11 protein-coding genes are annotated in these 15,884 nt (G+C 73.3%); 4 read left to right on the top strand and 7 right to left on the bottom strand.

From position 1 onward, the window contains the following. Positions 1-58: 58 nt before the first annotated feature. The 4 genes from WN71_RS04260 to WN71_RS04250 form a co-directional block, all read right to left on the bottom strand. A complete protein-coding gene (locus WN71_RS04260; protein WP_046589987.1) occupies positions 59-1,990 on the bottom strand; it encodes a RiPP maturation radical SAM C-methyltransferase in 1,932 nt (643 codons plus the stop codon). Between the two features lie 148 nt (positions 1,991-2,138). Continuing rightward, the gene (locus WN71_RS43170; RefSeq protein ID WP_276208073.1) at positions 2,139-2,261 is read right to left on the bottom strand and encodes a hypothetical protein; all 123 of its coding nucleotides are present in this window, start codon (positions 2,259-2,261) and stop codon (positions 2,139-2,141) included. A 52-nt stretch (positions 2,262-2,313) separates the two neighbouring features. Then, positions 2,314-4,194: a S9 family peptidase gene (locus WN71_RS04255; protein ID WP_046589988.1), complete on the bottom strand. Its 1,881-nt coding sequence runs from the start codon at positions 4,192-4,194 to the stop codon at positions 2,314-2,316. Beyond that, complete coding sequence (locus WN71_RS04250) at positions 4,191-5,744, bottom strand: MFS transporter (RefSeq protein WP_052743151.1); 1,554 nt, start codon at positions 5,742-5,744, stop codon at positions 4,191-4,193. Before WN71_RS04250 ends, WN71_RS04255 begins: the two co-directional genes overlap by 4 nt. A 458-nt stretch (positions 5,745-6,202) precedes the next feature. Here WN71_RS04250 and WN71_RS04245 point away from each other — a divergent pair, with 458 nt between their 5' ends. Continuing rightward, positions 6,203-7,171 (top strand): PhzF family phenazine biosynthesis protein, encoded by a 969-nt coding sequence (locus WN71_RS04245; protein WP_046589989.1) that lies wholly within the window; start codon positions 6,203-6,205, stop codon positions 7,169-7,171. Between the two features lie 116 nt (positions 7,172-7,287). Here WN71_RS04245 and WN71_RS04240 read toward each other — a convergent pair whose 3' ends face one another. Beyond that, positions 7,288-9,501 carry a DUF1996 domain-containing protein gene (locus WN71_RS04240; RefSeq protein ID WP_079177636.1) on the bottom strand — a complete coding sequence of 738 codons (2,214 nt, stop codon included), beginning with the start codon at positions 9,499-9,501 and terminating at the stop codon, positions 7,288-7,290. A gap of 329 nt (positions 9,502-9,830) precedes the next feature. Between WN71_RS04240 and WN71_RS04235 the strand changes: the two genes are divergently transcribed. Next, on the top strand, positions 9,831-10,694 hold the full coding sequence (locus tag WN71_RS04235; RefSeq protein WP_046589990.1) for a fructosamine kinase family protein: 864 nt from the start codon (positions 9,831-9,833) through the stop codon (positions 10,692-10,694). A 64-nt stretch (positions 10,695-10,758) separates the two neighbouring features. On the opposite strand, the gene WN71_RS04230 is transcribed toward WN71_RS04235, so the two are convergent. Further along, positions 10,759-11,187 (bottom strand): hypothetical protein, encoded by a 429-nt coding sequence (locus tag WN71_RS04230; protein WP_046589991.1) that lies wholly within the window; start codon positions 11,185-11,187, stop codon positions 10,759-10,761. Positions 11,188-11,357: 170 nt separating this feature from the next. Here WN71_RS04230 and WN71_RS04225 point away from each other — a divergent pair, with 170 nt between their 5' ends. Further along, positions 11,358-12,353, top strand: a complete 996-nt coding sequence (locus tag WN71_RS04225; RefSeq protein ID WP_046589992.1) for a pyridoxal-phosphate dependent enzyme — start codon at positions 11,358-11,360, stop codon at positions 12,351-12,353. A gap of 229 nt (positions 12,354-12,582) precedes the next feature. Here WN71_RS04225 and argG read toward each other — a convergent pair whose 3' ends face one another. Then, positions 12,583-14,034: an argininosuccinate synthase gene (gene argG / locus WN71_RS04220; protein ID WP_046589993.1), complete on the bottom strand. Its 1,452-nt coding sequence runs from the start codon at positions 14,032-14,034 to the stop codon at positions 12,583-12,585. A gap of 410 nt (positions 14,035-14,444) precedes the next feature. On the opposite strand from argG, the gene WN71_RS04215 reads away from it, so the two are divergent. Continuing rightward, on the top strand, positions 14,445-15,809 hold the full coding sequence (locus WN71_RS04215) for an FAD-dependent oxidoreductase (RefSeq protein WP_046589994.1): 1,365 nt from the start codon (positions 14,445-14,447) through the stop codon (positions 15,807-15,809). Positions 15,810-15,884: the final 75 nt, after the last annotated feature.

The raw sequence follows: 15,884 nt of genomic DNA, 5'->3' as shown, positions 1-15,884 counted from the left end.
GGGGTCACGGGGCGGGATCCTTCCGCGGGCTCGGGACGGGGGGCTGAGGACAGGGGGCTCAGGACAAGGCCGGTTCGGCGGGGCGCCCGGCGGTGTCGGCGGCCGCCCGGGGTTCGTCGGTGCGCCAGGTGTGCCGCATGTAGTCGAGCCGCAGCAGGGACTGGTTGACGGCCGCCGGCGCGACATGGACGTACTGGCCGCCGTCGGTGAAGACCACGCCGAGCTCCAGCCAGGTGCGCAGGAGTTCCTGGACGGCCTCCTCCGTCGCGCCCTCGCCGCCGAGTTTGCGGAGCAGCGCGGCGGGCGTGTGCGGCTGGTCGAGGAGGCGGAACGCGGCGAGTTCGAGCGGGCCGGTCAGCTCGGTGGTGCGCCAGTCGAAGGCGCGCCGGTCGCTGACCAGCACGATGCGGTCGCCCAGGTCGGTGTGGGTGAGCCGGGCGTCGACGTGCTGCTTCTTCCACGCGGCCAGGGCGTCGTTGAGCCGGGTGACGGTCTCCTCGGTGATGCCGCGTTCGGGTGCCTCGAAGACGTAGGCGAGGTCGTGCAGTTCGGCCTCGGGCAGGTCGTAGGTGAAGCGGTAGTGCTCCTCGGGACGCAGCCCGGTGAAGCCTAGTTCGGGGCGCTTGAAGTAGGGGCTGAAGCGCTCGATGGCGATGCGGGCGGACAGGTCGACGGGCGGGTCGAGGTGCTCCAGGGCGGGGAGTTGGGCGATGACGGGCGTGTAGTCGTCGGCGGTCTCGCCCGGGAAGCCGTGCAGGTAGTTCCAGGAGATCGACAGGCCCGTCTCGGCGGCGTCGCGCAGCAGGCGCACGTTCTGGCAGCCGCTGACGCCCTTGTCCATCAGGTCGAGGACCCGGCTGTTGAGGCTCTCGATGCCGGGCTGCACGTAGATGAGGCCGGCGTCCGCGAGCGTCTGCAACTGGGCGCGGCGCATGTTGGCCTTGATCTCGATGTGCATGCGCAGGTCGTGGCCGCTGTCGATGACGCGGGGCAGCACGGTCGACAGGTAGCGCATGTCGAGGATGTTGTCGACGACGTACATGTCGAGGATGCGGTGACGTTCGGCGAGGCCCATGATCTCGTCGTAGAAGACGTCGGGGCTCTTGCTGCGGAACTCCATGAAGGAGCCGTTGAGTCCGCAGAACGTGCAGTGGTGCTTCTCGCCCCACCAGCAGCCGCGGGCCCCCTCGACGACGAGTTTGGGTTCCACCCAGTTGCGGGCGACGGAACGGGCGAGGTGCTCGAAGTAGCCGGTGTAGTCGGGCGGGAGGATCCTGGCGGGCGCCAGCGGGCCGGTGGCCATGGAGTTGGCGACGGAGGCGCCGTCGGCGGTGCGGTGGCACAGGCCGGGGATGTCGTCGAGGGCGCCGTCGCCGTCGCGCAGGGCGGTGAGCAGGCGGGGGAAGGCGTCCTCGCCCTCGCCGCGGACGACATGGTCGACGAAGGGGAAGTTGCGGTGCACGGACGCGCCCTGCTCGGCGTCGCAGTTGGCGCCGCCCATCACGGTGACGACGTGCGGGGCGAGCCGCTTGACGTGCCGGGCGGCGGCGAGGGCGGCGGTGTTCTGCTGGAAGGTCGAGGTGAATCCGACGACATCGGGCTCCATGGCGACGATCCGCCGGGCGATGTCGTCGACGAACTCCGGTACCTCGCGGTGCAGTCGGCGGGTCATCTCCATCCGGGAGCGGCGCAGCTTGGCCGTCATCACCGAGAGGAACTCCTCGTCCTTCCACTCCGGGTCGTCGTAGAGGGCGGAGGAGAACACCCAGTCGCCGCAGCCGAGGAAGTAGGAGGACAGGGCGTAGTACTGGTAGTCCTCGGCGGAGAACTCGCCGCGCTTGGTGATCCAGTCGGTGAACTCCAGGTTGGCGTGCAGCACTTCGCAGGTGGCGCCCTCGACGTGCTCGTCGACGCTGCGTTTGAGGATGCCGAGGGCGAGGGACGGCAGGTCGATGGGTGACCAGGGCATGTTGACCAGCAGGACGCGCACGGTCGACTCCTTGAGGCGGGCGGGGCGGCACGGAGGGCGAGGACGGGCGGGCGTGCGGAGGGCGACGGACGGGCGGGGCGGACCGGGGCGGATGCCGGGACCTGTCCGGCCCGCGGCGTGAACCGCCGCGGACCGGACAGGGATGGGGTCACTCCTCCTCGGCGCCCTCGTCGGCGTTGCGGAAGGGGATGGTGACGGTGATGCCCACGCCGACCGCTCGGTTCTCCTCGTCGCTGTCGAGCGGGTCGTTGTGGATGATGTCCTTCTGCACGGTCACTCCTTCTGTGTAGAGGTGGGCTGTGCGCCCGGTCCCGCTGGTTGCGTCAGCGGGGCCGGGATCCCCCGAGCGGTGCCGGGGGACGCGTGGTCGCCGCGGTCCGCCGCCGCGGGCCGGGCAGGTGCGCGCTCATGAAGCGCAGGGCGCGGCGCAGCACGGCGACGTGGTCCGCGCCGTCGTAGCCGTCGTGGCCGGTGTCGAGCCACATCTCCTCGTGCGGCGCGCCCGCTTCGGTGAGCGCGGCCAGATAGGAACGGATCTGTTCCGGCGGGCACTTGACGTCCCGTCGGGCGCCGACCACCAGGAGCGGGGCGCGGACGTGGGCGGCGTACCCGATCGGGGAGCTGGCGGCGTAGCGCTCGGGCACCTCCTCGGGGGTGCCGCCGAACAGCCGTACGTCCAGGGCCCGCAGGGCGGGAGTGGTGGTGCGGTGGGCGGCGGCCCAGTCGGCGACGGGCTTGACGGCCACGCCCGCCCGCCACAGCCCGGGGCGGGTGCCGAGGGCGAGCAGCACCAGGTACGCGCCCCAGGACATGCCCCACAGGCCGATCGCGTCGGCGTCGACGAGTCCGCGGCGGACCAGTTCGGCGCGGACGATCGTCAGGTCCTGCACCTGGGTGTGGCCGACGCCGGCGGTGAACGCGTCGCGCCAGCGGGGCCCGTAGCCGGTGGAGCCACGGTAGTTGACGCGTACGACGGCGTATCCGGAGGCGACGAGGGAGTGCACGACGCCGTCGTAGGCGTCGCGGTCCTGGTCGGCGGGGCCGCCGTGCACCAGGAAGATCGCGGGCGGCGGGGCCGGCCCGTCGCGCTGGGGCAGGCCGCCTTCGCGGTCGGGCAGGTTGTCGTCGCCCTGGGGCAGGCCGCCTTCGCGGTCGGGCAGGTTGTCGTCGCCCTCCGGCAGGCTCAGGAAGGTGTGCACGGGACCGTCGGGGGTCGGGGTCCACAGTTCGGTGTGGCGGCCGGGCACGGTGGTGGTCTGGCCGGGCGGCGGCAGCGGGACGGCGCCGCTGGTGAGCGGCGCGGGCGAGTGGCCGGTGTCGGTCCACAGCTGATGCAGCGCGCCGTCCGGGCGCGGCGCGGCGTCCAGCAGGGTGCCGGGCCGGGTGGGCAGCAGGGTGCGGGTGCGGGCCGCGAGATCGACGCGGTGCAGCAGGGAACGGCCGTGCCGCTCCTGGCGGATCAGCAGACCGCGCCCGTCCGGGTACCAGCGGGCGGTGATCTCGGTGTCGAAGGAGCACCAGGCGTGGGTGCGCAGTCCGCGGTCGGCGGTCCAGGTGGCGGGGGCGTAGCGGTCCCCGAGGTCGCGGACCAGCAGCAGCTCCGGCGCCCCGGACCGGGGCGCGAAGGACGCGCACCACAGGCGCCCCGACGGCCCGTCGGGCCCGGGCAGTCGGGCGCGTACGTCACCGTCGGCGCCGAGGAGGGTGACCGCGGCGGGGTCGTCCGGGGCGGCGGCGACGGCGAGCAGGTCGCCGGTGGGCGCCAGTCCGCCGAGGCGGCGCGGTCCGGGTGTGCGCAGCACCTCGCGCGGGGCCCGGCCGCGCCGGCCGAGCAGGACCGCGGTGCCGTGGGCGTCGGCGACGGCCGCGGCGACCGTGCCGTGCGGCGTGACGGCGAGGCCGCGCGGCAGCCCGGCCGGGGCGCCGGGCAGGCCCGGCAGCCGGGGGCCGCCCTCGAAGTGCTGGTACCACCAGTGGCCCCGTCCGTCGGAGTCCTCCTCGAACCACCAGACGTACGACTCCGCGTCCACCGCGCAGTGCAGGGTGCCGCCCGGCCGGTCGGTCACCTGCCGCGCCCGGCGCGCGGCCGCGTCCCACGCGAACACCTCGCAGCGGCCCCCGGCGTCGGCCGTGAACACCATGCGGGTCGCGTCGTGCGCGCAGACGTCGGGCAGGACGCCCAGGAACACCTGGTACCGGCTCACGGCAGGGGGTCCTCCTTCGCGGGGGTGGGGGTGGGGTCCTGCACCGGGGCCGGGTCCTGCGCCTGGGCGGGGTCCTGAGCCGGAGCCGGGGCGTCCGCGGGGGCCTGTGGCAGGGCGCGGCGGGCCGCGGCCTGGGTGCACACGGCCAGCAGGGCGAGTACGACGGCGCCGGTGACGGCGGGGCTGTGCGGACCGGAGCGCGTGATCAGGGCCGCGGCGACCGAGGGCGCGCAGGCGGCGGTGATCCCCGCCGCCGCGCCGATCACGGCACCCGCGCGCGACTGCACGTCGAGCGGCGCCGCGGCCACGACGACACCGGTCAGTACGACGGTGACCACCGGCAGGACCAGGCAGAACGCGGCGAACGCGAGACCGTAGCCCCACGGCCCGCTCGCGGTGGCGAGGGCGGCGCACGGCAGGATCAGCAGCCAGGTGCCGGCCACCAGGGCGCGGCGCCCGCCCCAGCGCCGTACGACCCGGACGGACAGCAGCGACCCGACCAGCCCGGCGGCGCCCGAGGCGGCGAGCACCAGTCCGGTCGCGGCACCGCCGCGCTGCTCGCCCAGCACGAACAGGGCGGTGTACGACAGCATCGTCACCACGCCGCTCGCGGCCGCCGTCCATCCGGCGACGAGCCGGAGCTCCGGCGAGCGGCCGACGACGTGCAGGCCCTCGGCGGCGGCACGGAGGTTGCGGCGGGGGGCGGTAGACGTCGACGGGGCTGTCTCGGTGCGCGATTCGGCGGGCGTTTCGACGCGTGACTCGGCGCGCGATTCGGCGGGCGATTCGGCGGGCGTCTCGATGCGGGTCCCGGCGCTCGTCCCGGTGCGCGTCCCGGTGCGCGTCTCCGAGTCCAGCGGGGTGCGCAGCGACCGTATGCCGACGGCCGTGGCGAGGTAGGTCAGCGCGTCGGCCAGGAAGGGCAGCGGGCGGGCGAGCTGGAAGAGCGCGCCGCCGAGGGCGGGTCCGGTCACCAGGGCGGTCTGGTCGCCGACTTGCAGGCCGGCCGCCGCCCGGGTCAGCTCGCCCGGCCGGGCCAGCCGGGCCAGCGCGCCCCGCGAGGCGCTCGCGTACGCCACCGCGCACAGCCGCTCCACCACGGCGGGGGCCAGCAGCAGCCACAGCGGGGGCGCGGCCAGCCGCGCGACGGCGGCGACCAGGGCGGTGGCCGCGGCGGCGAGGGCGGCCGCGCCGATCATGATGCGGCGCCGGTGGCCCCGGTCGGCGGGGACGGCGACGAGGGGCGCGAGGGCCACCGCCACCAGCCCGGTCACGGTGGCGAAGGCGCCCGCCGCCGCGGGACCGTGGCCCAGGCGCAGGAGCAGCAGCGGGAAGACGATGCCCGACGCCTGACTGCCCAGCCCGTCGGCCGCGTTGGTCCACCACAGGATCCGCAGATCGCGCGGCGTGCGGGCCCGCGTCGACGGCCGTCTCCGCGCCCGCCCTCCCGTCCGTCCCGTCCGTCCCGTCGCCCGCCGGCGCTCGGTGCGGACCGTGGCGGTGCCGGTGCCGCCCGGTCCTCCGGGCGGCTCCACGACGTCTGCGCCCACGGTTCCACCACCTCCCCCGATGCGGGCATGACGCGCGTTGCGCGGTGGCGCAGGCGTCCGCCGAGAACACGCGGGCCGTCGGTCGAACGGCTCGCGGTTGTGCAGGAATTGTGAGCGCGGTGCGAAAACGAGCGGGAGCGTAGCCAGCCGGACCGCGCCGCGACAAGAGCTGCCGGAGGGGCTCTCGACCAGCGATGCAGGAACGTTTGGCCGACGGGGCACTGGCTTTGCGGCCTTCCCACGGGCTAGGTGCCGTGCCACCCGATCCGCCCTGAGCAGCGTGACTGCGCTCTTCCCCGCCGACCGCAAACACGTCGCCCCCGTGACGCATTGGCCGACAAGAAACGCCAAGAACCCTGCAAGAACAAGCAATCATTCCGCTTGCGACGGCCGACGACGCAGGTCGCCACGGCGTGCGCGCCCCGTCACGCGGCTTGCCTCTGGTTACGATCGGCCGCATGGCCGCCGGTGATGCGGGATCCGCACGCGCGCTGTCCGTGACCGTCGTCGACGCCTGTCTGCGCGGGGGCGGAGGCGCGGACGGCGGAAGGGGCGGGGGCGGGAGCCCCACGGCGGTCCTCGACGACGCTCCCCTCACGGACGAGGAACGCCGCCGCCTGCCGGTGGAGTTGGGGACCTCGCACGCGGTGTTCGTCTCGGCGGGTGCCGCGGGCGCTCCGGTGGGTGCCGCGGGCGCTCCGGTGGGGCTGCGCTTCTTCACCTCGGCCGGGGAGCTGCCGGCCTGCGGTCACGGCACGGTGGCCGCCCTCGCGGTGCTCGCCGAACGTGCCGGTGCCGAACGCGCCGCTGCCGAGCGCTTCGAGTGCGAACTGCGAACGCCCGCACGGACGTTCTCGGGCCACTGCGTCCGCCGCGGGGACCGGCTGGAGGCGATGTTCGAACCCGGCCCCGTCGAGGCGCGGGAGGCCACGGCGACGGAGCGCGAACTCGTCCTGCCCGCGCTGGCGATCGGGCCCGGCGACACGGCGCCCGGAGTGCGGGCGGCCTCGCTCGGCCGGTGGCGGCTGCTGGTACCCGTACGCACACGAGCCGCGCTGACGGCGCTCGCCCCGGACCTCGACCGGCTGCGCCAGGCCTGCGAGCGCACGGGGCTGCTGGGGTGCTACGTCCACTCCGTCCCGGATTCGCACGGGGTCCTCGCGGCGCGGATGTTCGCCCCGGCCATCGGGGTGCCGGAGGACATCGCGAACGCCAACAGCACGGCGTGCCTCGCCGCGACGACGGGTGCCGGTGTCGGCGCCGGTGCCGCTGCCGGTCGGCTGGTCGTCGACATGGGAGACAGCCTCGGCAGTCCGGCCACCGTCATCGCGACGACGGGGTCGCGGGACGGGACGGGCGCGGGCGGGGCGCGCGTCGAAGTGGGCGGTGCGGCACGGATCGCCCGTGTGGTGCGGTGGTCACCCTGAACGCCCGCACACACGACGGCGGTGGGGCCGACGGGAAGTGATCCCGTCGGCCCCACCGCCGTGGAGCAACTGCCTGACCGGAGACGCGGGAGCGGATCCGTGTCACATGAACTCTGCTACAGCGCCCCGCGCTTGACGCGCCACATCATGATGGCGCCCGCGGCCGCGAGGAGCAGGCCGATCGCGGCGGGCCACAGGTGGGCGCCGGTGTCGGCGAGCCCACCGCTGACCGCCTGGGGCTCGGTACCGGAGTTGGCCGAGGGGACGTCCTCACCGGTGATCGGGGCCTGGGCGCTCTGGCTCGCGACGGGGGTCTGGTCAGGGCCGGCCGCGTCACCGATCTGGCTGCTCTGAGTCGGCGTCGCCTCCTGGGTCTGCTTGCCGCCCGAGCCGGTGGTGGACTTCGGCTGCGTGGTCACGGTGTCCGAACCGCCCGCGGAGCCGGTGTCCGGCGCGGTGGTGGCGGGCTGGGCGGTGGAACCACCGGAGCCGGAGCCACTACCGCTGCCCTTGCCGCTGCCGCTACCACTGCCACTGCCACTGCCACTGCCACTGCCACTGCCACTGCCACTGCCGGAACCCTTGCCGCTGCCGCTGCCCGATCCCTTGCCGGAACCCGAGCCCGAGCCCGAGTGCGAGCCGGAACCGGACCCCGAACCCGAGCCGGAGCTGGACTCGTTGCCGCCGACGGACGCCGTGACCGTCGGCTCCTTGGTGTTCCCGCCGGAGCCGGAGCCGTTGCCGCCACCACCGGAGCCGGACCCCGAACCGGACCCGCTGCCCGAGCCGCTGCCCGAACCGGAGCCGCCGTTGCCGTTACCGGCACCCGCGTCGACGCCGCACTTCTTGCCGTCGTTGATGCAGGAGACCATCTGCTGCATCAGGCTGTCGTCGAAGACGTTGATGAAGTCGCCGTGGTCCGTGACCGGCTTGTGCAGGTTCTCCGGGAAGGAGTCCACCGCGAACAGCGGAACCGTCTTGCCGCCGTCCTGGAGACTCGGCGCGTCGACGTCGTAGACGATCCGCTGCACCAGCTGCGGAATGGCGACGAAGCCCGCCGGGCAACTGCCGTCGGCCGCCTGGAACGCCACGTGCGTACGGTGGTTGGCGCTGTCGGTGTTGCGCCCGTCCCAGCAGCTCTGGAAGCGGAAGGTGCGCACCACGTCGCTGCCCTGGGGGCACAGCGGGTACTTGTCCTTCAGCTGCCGGTTCTCGTAACCGGTGCAGCTCCAGGAGGCGTTGGCGTTGGCGGGGCCGTTGACGAAGGCCTTCGCGTCGCCGGTGATGATGCGCAGCAGCCGGGGCATGGCCGTGACCTTGCTGCGGGCGTTGCCGACGAAGGTGATCGTGACCTGCTTGGGCGTCACGATCTGGCCGACGTTGCCCTCGGTGCCGCCGCCGGGCAGCCCCGCGTCCTTCTCGCTCGTGCCGTTCTGGAGACGGATCACCGGCCAGTAGTACGTGGACTTGTCGCCCTTGTCGGCGCAGCTGGTGTCGGCCTTGGCCAGGTCGTCGTCGCTGGCGAAGGCGGTGTTGGACTGGTTGCCGACGTAGTCGTGGAAGTGGTGGGCGCCGTTGGAGACGCCCGGCGCGACGATGACGTTGTCGGAGTTGCGCAGCCCGTTGGCGTTGACACCGCAGCTGGAGCTGAAGGTGCCGGTGGAGGCACCGGACTGGTTGGCGGGGGTCTGCACGTTCGGCTGCACGGACCGGATGTCGGCGTAGTCGGAGGCGACGGGCCCGTTGCCGCCCTGGCCGCCGTTGCCGGTCTGCTGGCCGCCCTGCCCCGCCGCCCCGGTCTGTGTGCCCTGGCTGCTCTGGCCGCTCTGCGCCGGAGTGCTGTCGCTCGGGCTCGGCGAGGTCTGCTGCCCGCTCGGCTGGGCGCTGGACTGGTTGCCGGAGGCGTGCAGTTCACAGCCGGCCAGGTCGTCGAGGCCCTGGGGGCGGTCGCCCACCCGGTCGATGGCGTCGTCGATCCGGCCGATCGTCGCGGCCCGCTTCTCCTTCAGCGGGTTCATGATCGAGTTCTGTGCGAACCCGGAGTCCTGCTGCTGCTCCTCGGTGGTGTTCTGGAGCCGCTGGTAGGCCTCGGCGACCTGCTTGTCGAGGTTCGCGAGTTCCGTGTCGACCTCGTCCCGCGCCTCGTCGGGCACCTGCGTCAACTTGGTGCCGACGTCGGGGCAGTAGATGGTCGCGGCCGACCACGTCTGGTTCTGCTGTCCACCGTTGTCGCTGCCCTCGGAGGCCGATGCGTAGACGTTCACCGCGACGAGCCCGCCTCCGCCGAGCATCAGGGCGACTGCCGCGAAGGTCGCGCGTTGGGCGCCCATCGGGCGTCTGCGCGTATTGCTGCGTCCCAAGGGAGTACTCCTACACCTCGTTGAGCGTGGGGGGCGTGCGGGCAGGAAATGCCCACGCCCTATACGGACTCGGGCCCCACCGTGTTCAACCGTCGCGCCAATTCATAGAAGTTTCTTATGGCTTCTGCGTTCCCGCAGGTGGTAATGCGTCCCGCTGGAGTGGCAGCGGGCGAACGGGCGCGACCCGAGCGCACCGCTGCCGGTCGGTGTTCACCTCCTGGTCCTGCCGCCGCGCCTGATCCGATCTCCGTACGGCGTGCGCGAGCATGGACGCCTCCTGGGCGGAAGGCGGATGAGGGATGGTCGGGCGTGACGGGCCGGGGGCGGTGGCCGCGCGGTTCACCGGGCGGGCGACGGCGGGTGAGCGGCTGCTGGGCCCGGCGTTGAGCGAGGTCGCGCTCGACGACGGCCGGGTGGTCGTGGTGAAGCGCGGGCACGCCCCCGGCGCCGTACCGGCCGAGGCGGCGGGGCTGCGCTGGCTGGGCGGCGCGGGTGCCGTACGCGTGCCGGCCGTGCTCGGGGACGACGCGTGGTGGCTGGTGATCGAGCGGGTGGCCGAAGGACGCCCCGACGCCGCGGCCGCGGTCCGCTTCGGCCGTGACCTGGCCGCCCTGCACGCCGCGGGCGCACCCGCGTTCGGCGCGGCTCCTCCGGGCGGCCCCGAGGACGCGTACATCGGGCTCGCCCCGCTGCGCAACGTGCGCGGCGCGGACTGGTCCGCCTGGTACGCGGAGCACCGCGTGCTGCCGTATCTCCGCCGCGCGGTCGACGCGGGGACCCTGCGGCCCGCCGAGGCGGCGGTCGTGGAGCGGGTGTGCGAACGGCTGCCGGAGCGGGCGGGCCCCGCCGAGCCGCCCGCCCGGCTGCACGGCGACCTCTGGAACGGCAACGTGCTGTGGGGCACCGACGGCGAGGTCCGCCTCATCGACCCGGCGGCCCACGGCGGTCACCGGGAGACCGACCTCGCGATGCTGCGCCTGTTCGGCTGCCCCCAACTGGACCGGGTGATGGAGGGGTACGAGGAGGTGGCCCCGCTCGCCGACGGGTGGCCGGAACGCGTCGGACTGCACCAGTTGTTCCCGCTGCTCGTGCACACCGTCCTGTTCGGGCGCGGGTACGCCGACCAGGCGCTCGCGGTCGCCCGCACGACGCTCGCCGCCTGAGCCGGGGGCCGCTCGCCGAGGCCGGGCGACCGGACCGATCACCGGGACCGGAGGGCCGGGTCGATCACCAGGAGAACCAGCCGGGCGTCGCCGAATAGACGGGAGCCGGGTAGTCGCACAGGGCCTCGTCGAAGGGCGCCGACGCCAGTTGCGCCGCCCGCCGTTCGCCGCCCGCGTCCACCCGGTCGGCCGCGACCACGAAGGCGAGGGCGGCCACCATGCAGGCCACGAGGAACGCCGGAGGCGAGGGCTTCTCCCTCATGACGGCCGTCACGCCACCGACGACGGCCGCCAGAAAGGCGCCCGCGACCAGCACGAGAGCCACGACGGTGACATGGTCCAACGTCGACGACGAGTGGCACAGCACGTACTGGCGGCCGTCCCGCAAGCCCCGCACCCGCTCGTACAGCGCGGCCAGCCCCAGCATGGAACCACACGCGAAGGCGTGCCACGGTCGTACCCCGGCGTGCTGACCGGCCTTGATACCGTTCACGACCCCCCACTCGTCGCTCCGCCCCGGCACGCACCGGACCCTACACAAGGGCGGAGGCGGCCCGTCCCGGCCGGGGTACCCGAACCAGGTACCGGCGGCGCCCGCACGAGGGTCGCCCGCCACCGCGCGGACCCGCTACGCACGCCGCCCACCAGCAAAGGAAGCAGACCGTGAGCTCGCCCAGCGCCCCGGCACCCCGTGTCGTCCTCAGCACGTTCCCCACCCCGCTCGAACCCGCCCCGCGCCTCGCCGCCGCCGTAGGGCTGCGGCCCGACGACCTGTGGATCAAGCGGGACGACCTGACCGGGCTCGGCGGAGGCGGCAACAAGCTGCGCAAGCTGGAGTTCACGGCGGGCGCCGCGCACCAGGCGGGGGCCGACACCCTGGTCACCACCGGCGCCCCGCAGAGCAACCACGCCCGCCTGACCGCCGCGGCGGCGGCCCGCCTGGGCATGAAGGCCGTGCTGGTCTTCCCGGGCTCCCCCGGCACCTCGTCCTCCGGCAACCTGGTCCTGGACGCGCTGCTCGGAGCCCGCGTCGTCTGGGCCGGGGACGTCGACCCGCAGGGGCTGGCACGGGCCGCCGCGGCCGTGGCGGAGGAACTGCGCACCGCAGGATCACGGCCCGCGCTCATCCCCTTCGGCGGGTCGAGCGCCGTCGGCGCGCTGGGCTACGTCACCTGCGGGCAGGAACTCCTTTCCCAGCTGCCGGAGTTGCGCCACGCGGTGGTGGCCCTCGGTTCCGGTGGCACCATGGCCGGCCTGGTGGCGGCCCTGGGTTCGTCCGCCGTCCTCGGCGTGGACGTCGGCGCGCGCCCCGAGCCGGGCTCCCTGGTCTGCGAGTTCGCGGCCCCGTCGACCGAAGAGCGGCTCACGCCGAACCGGTTGCGGGTGCGTGGTGACCAAGTGGGCGCGGGCTACGGCACCCTGACCGATCCGGTCCGCTCGGCACTCGCCCTCGCGGCCGGGACCGAGGGTCTCGTCCTCGACCCCGTCTACACCGGCCGGGCCATGGCGGGTCTGATCGCCGCCGTCCACGACGGTGACATCCGCCCCGGCGACAAGACGGTCTTCCTGCACACCGGCGGCCTGCCCGGCCTGTTCGGCCACTCCGCCGCCGTCGCGTGGGCGACGGGCCGCCTGGACTCGACGGTCCGGCCCCGGTAGCCCCTCGACTCCTTTATATGGTCGGCGACTTCGGCGCGACGCGCGGGGTCGCCGGGCGCATCGGGCGGTGGCACGCACAACGCGGTGTCTCCGGGCGCGTCGCACGGTGGCACGCACAACGCGCCGTAGCACGCACAACGCGCGGTGGCACGCACAACGCCGTCCTGCCGGCCACCGGAAGACGGTGGTGGGCAGGACGGCGTGCGGGTGAGGCAGGCGAGGGGACGGATCAGTCCGTGCCGGACTCCAGGGCCGCGTGGTCGAGGAGTTCGTCGTCGCCGACGGCCTCGCCGCGGGACGCGATCGTCTCGGCGCCGCCCTCGGCCATCGCGCCGATCAGCGGGGTCGAGGCGGCCTGACCGGCGCTGATGAGCCGCGAGTCGGGGCTGCCGCCGACCATGCCGAGGGCGGCGTACTGCTCCAGCTTGGCGCGCGAGTCGGCGATGTCGAGGTTGCGCATCGTCAGCTGGCCGATGCGGTCGACCGGGCCGAACGCGGAGTCCTCGGTGCGCTCCATGGAGAGCTTGTCCGGGTGGTAGCTGAACGCGGGCCCGGTGGTGTCCATGATCGTGTAGTCGTCGCCGCGGCGCAGCCGCAGGGTGACCTCGCCGGTGACCGCGGTGCCGACCCAGCGCTGGAGCGCCTCGCGGAGCATCAGCGACTGCGGGTCCAGCCAACGGCCCTCGTACATCAGGCGGCCGAGGCGACGGCCGTCGTTGTGGTACGAGGCGAGGGTGTCCTCGTTGTGGATGGCGTTGACCAGGCGCTCGTAGGCGGCGTGCAGCAGGGCCATGCCGGGGGCCTCGTAGATGCCACGGCTCTTGGCCTCGATGACGCGGTTCTCGATCTGGTCGCACATGCCCATGCCGTGGCGGCCGCCGATCGCGTTCGCCTCCAGCACGAGATCGACGGCGGAGGCGAACTCCTTGCCGTTGATGGACACCGGGCGGCCCTGCTCGAAGCCGATGGTGACGTCCTCGGGGGCGATCTCGACCTCGGGGTCCCAGAACCGCACGCCCATGATGGGCTCGACGATCTCGATGCCGGTGTCCAGGTGCTCCAGCGACTTCGCCTCGTGGGTGGCGCCCCAGATGTTGGCGTCGGTGGAGTACGCCTTCTCGCTGCTGTGGCGGTAGGGCAGCTCGCGGGCGAGCAGCCACTCCGACATCTCCTGACGGCCGCCGAGCTCGCTCACGAAGTCGGCGTCCAGCCACGGCTTGTAGATCCGCAGCGAGGGGTTGGCGAGCAGGCCGTAGCGGTAGAACCGCTCGATGTCGTTGCCCTTGTAGGTGGAGCCGTCGCCCCAGATCTGGACGTCGTCCTCCATCATCGCGCGCACCAGCAGGGTGCCGGTGACGGCGCGGCCGAGGGGGGTGGTGTTGAAGTACGTCTTGCCGGCCGAGCGGATGTGGAACGCGCCGCAGGCCAGGGCCGCGAGCCCCTCCTCGACGAGCGCCGCGCGGCAGTCGACCAGACGGGTGAGCTCGGCGCCGTAGGCGTGCGCGCGGCCGGGGACGGAGGCGATGTCGGGCTCGTCGGCCTGGCCGAGATCAGCCGTGTAGGTGCAGGGGACCGCACCCTTCTCGCGCATCCACGCGACCGCAACCGACGTGTCGAGACCGCCGGAGAAGGCGATTCCGACACGTTCGCCGACAGGGAGGGAGGTAAGCACCTTGGACATGAGTCGAAGTATATGCAGAGGAGTGCATGGTCATGCAAGCGCGGTGCCGGGAGTCCGCGTTGCGTGACCTGTCAGCGACGGAGAGTGTGCGATGACGGCACCAAATCACCGCACTCCGGACACGGGCAGGGAACGGCCGGGACCCGCGGTCATGGCTCCATCGTCCGGCCGCCTACGATGGCGCGCGACCGCAGGCATGCGGCCGCGGGACGCTCATCCCGGGGCACCCGACTGCGGCCGGCCGCGACCACGGGCGGGCAGCCGGACGGGCCACGTGACGACGCCCCGGTCCCGACAAGACCCATAAATTCCGTTTATGAGGTCATAGACCGGACCCGCGTACCGACTTAGGCTTGCCTTAGCTTAGGCTTCCCGTCGAGTTGTACTCATCGCTCGAAGGGAACCTGATCATGCCGCGCCCCCTGCGGGTAGCCATCGTCGGAGCCGGCCCCGCCGGGATCTACGCCGCCGACGCCCTGCTCAAGTCCGACGTGGCCGCCGAGCCCGGTGTGTCCATCGACCTCTTCGAGCGGATGCCCGCACCGTTCGGTCTGATCCGTTACGGCGTCGCCCCCGACCACCCGCGCATCAAGGGCATCATCACGGCCCTGCACCAGGTGCTGGACAAGCCGCAGATCCGCCTGTTCGGCAACGTGGACTACCCGTCCGACATCAGCCTCGACGACCTGCGCGCGTTCTACGACGCCGTGATCTTCTCCACCGGCGCCACGGCCGACCGCGCGCTGTCCATCCCCGGCGCGGAGCTCGACGGCTCCTACGGCGCCGCGGACTTCGTCTCCTGGTACGACGGCCACCCGGACGTGCCGCGCACCTGGCCGCTCACCGCAGAGAAGGTCGCCGTCCTCGGCGTCGGCAACGTCGCGCTCGACGTGGCCCGTGTCCTCGCCAAGACCGCCGACGAGCTGCTGCCGACGGAGATCCCGCCGAACGTCTACGACGGCCTCAAGGCCAACAAGGCGCTGGAGATCCACGTCTTCGGGCGCCGCGGGCCCGCGCAGGCCAAGTTCAGCCCGATGGAGCTGCGCGAGCTGGACCACTCCCCCAACATCGAGGTCATCGTCGACCCCGAGGACATCGACTACGACGCGGGTTCCATCGAGACGCGGCGCGGCAACAAGCAGGCCGACATGGTCGCCAAGACCCTGGAGAACTGGGCCATCCGCGATGTCGGCGAGCGCCCGCACAAGCTGTTCCTGCACTTCTTCGAGTCGCCCGCGGAGATCCTCGGCGAGGACGGCAAGGTCGTCGGCCTGCGCACCGAGCGCACGGCCCTCGACGGCACCGGCAACGTCAAGGGCACCGGCGAGTTCAAGGACTGGGACGTCACCGCGGTCTACCGCGCGGTCGGCTACCTCTCCGACAAGCTGCCCAAGCTCCCCTGGGACATCGACTCCGGCACCGTTCCGGACGAGGGCGGCCGCGTCATCGGCGAGACCGGCGAGCACATGCAGTCGACGTACGTCACCGGCTGGATCCGGCGCGGTCCGATCGGCCTGATCGGCCACACCAAGGGCGACGCCAACGAGACCGTCGCCAACCTGCTGGCCGACCACGCCCAGGGCCGGCTGCAGACGCCCGCCTCGCCCGAGCCGGAGGCCGTGGACGCGTTCCTCGCCGAGCGTTCGGTGCGTTTCACCACGTGGGAGGGCTGGTACCGGCTGGACGCGGCGGAGAAGGCGCTGGGTGAGCCGCAGGGCCGCGAGCGCGTGAAGATCGTCGAACGCGAGGGAATGCTGGACGCAAGCGAGGCGTGACGCCTCCGGCGGGGTCAACGGTGGACCTCGGCTCCAGCCCCCTGAGCCGAGAGCCCACCGCCCCTTGGCCTCGGG

Source organism: Streptomyces mangrovisoli (assembly GCF_000974985.2).
GTDB lineage: Bacteria > Actinomycetota > Actinomycetes > Streptomycetales > Streptomycetaceae > Streptomyces > Streptomyces mangrovisoli.
This window is presented reverse-complemented; position numbering and strand designations above follow the sequence as displayed.

Bases quoted from the DNA above. Each gene is read 5' to 3' on its own strand.
- argG (WP_046589993.1), bottom strand. From the start codon at position 14,034: ATGTCCAAGGTGCTTACCTCCCTCCCTGTCGGCGAACGTGTCGGAATC.
- WN71_RS04235 (WP_046589990.1), top strand. From the start codon at position 9,831: ATGGTCGGGCGTGACGGGCCGGGGGCGGTGGCCGCGCGGTTCACCGGG.
- WN71_RS04240 (WP_079177636.1), bottom strand. From the start codon at position 9,501: ATGGGCGCCCAACGCGCGACCTTCGCGGCAGTCGCCCTGATGCTCGGC.
- WN71_RS04245 (WP_046589989.1), top strand. From the start codon at position 6,203: ATGGCCGCCGGTGATGCGGGATCCGCACGCGCGCTGTCCGTGACCGTC.
- WN71_RS04215 (WP_046589994.1), top strand. From the start codon at position 14,445: ATGCCGCGCCCCCTGCGGGTAGCCATCGTCGGAGCCGGCCCCGCCGGG.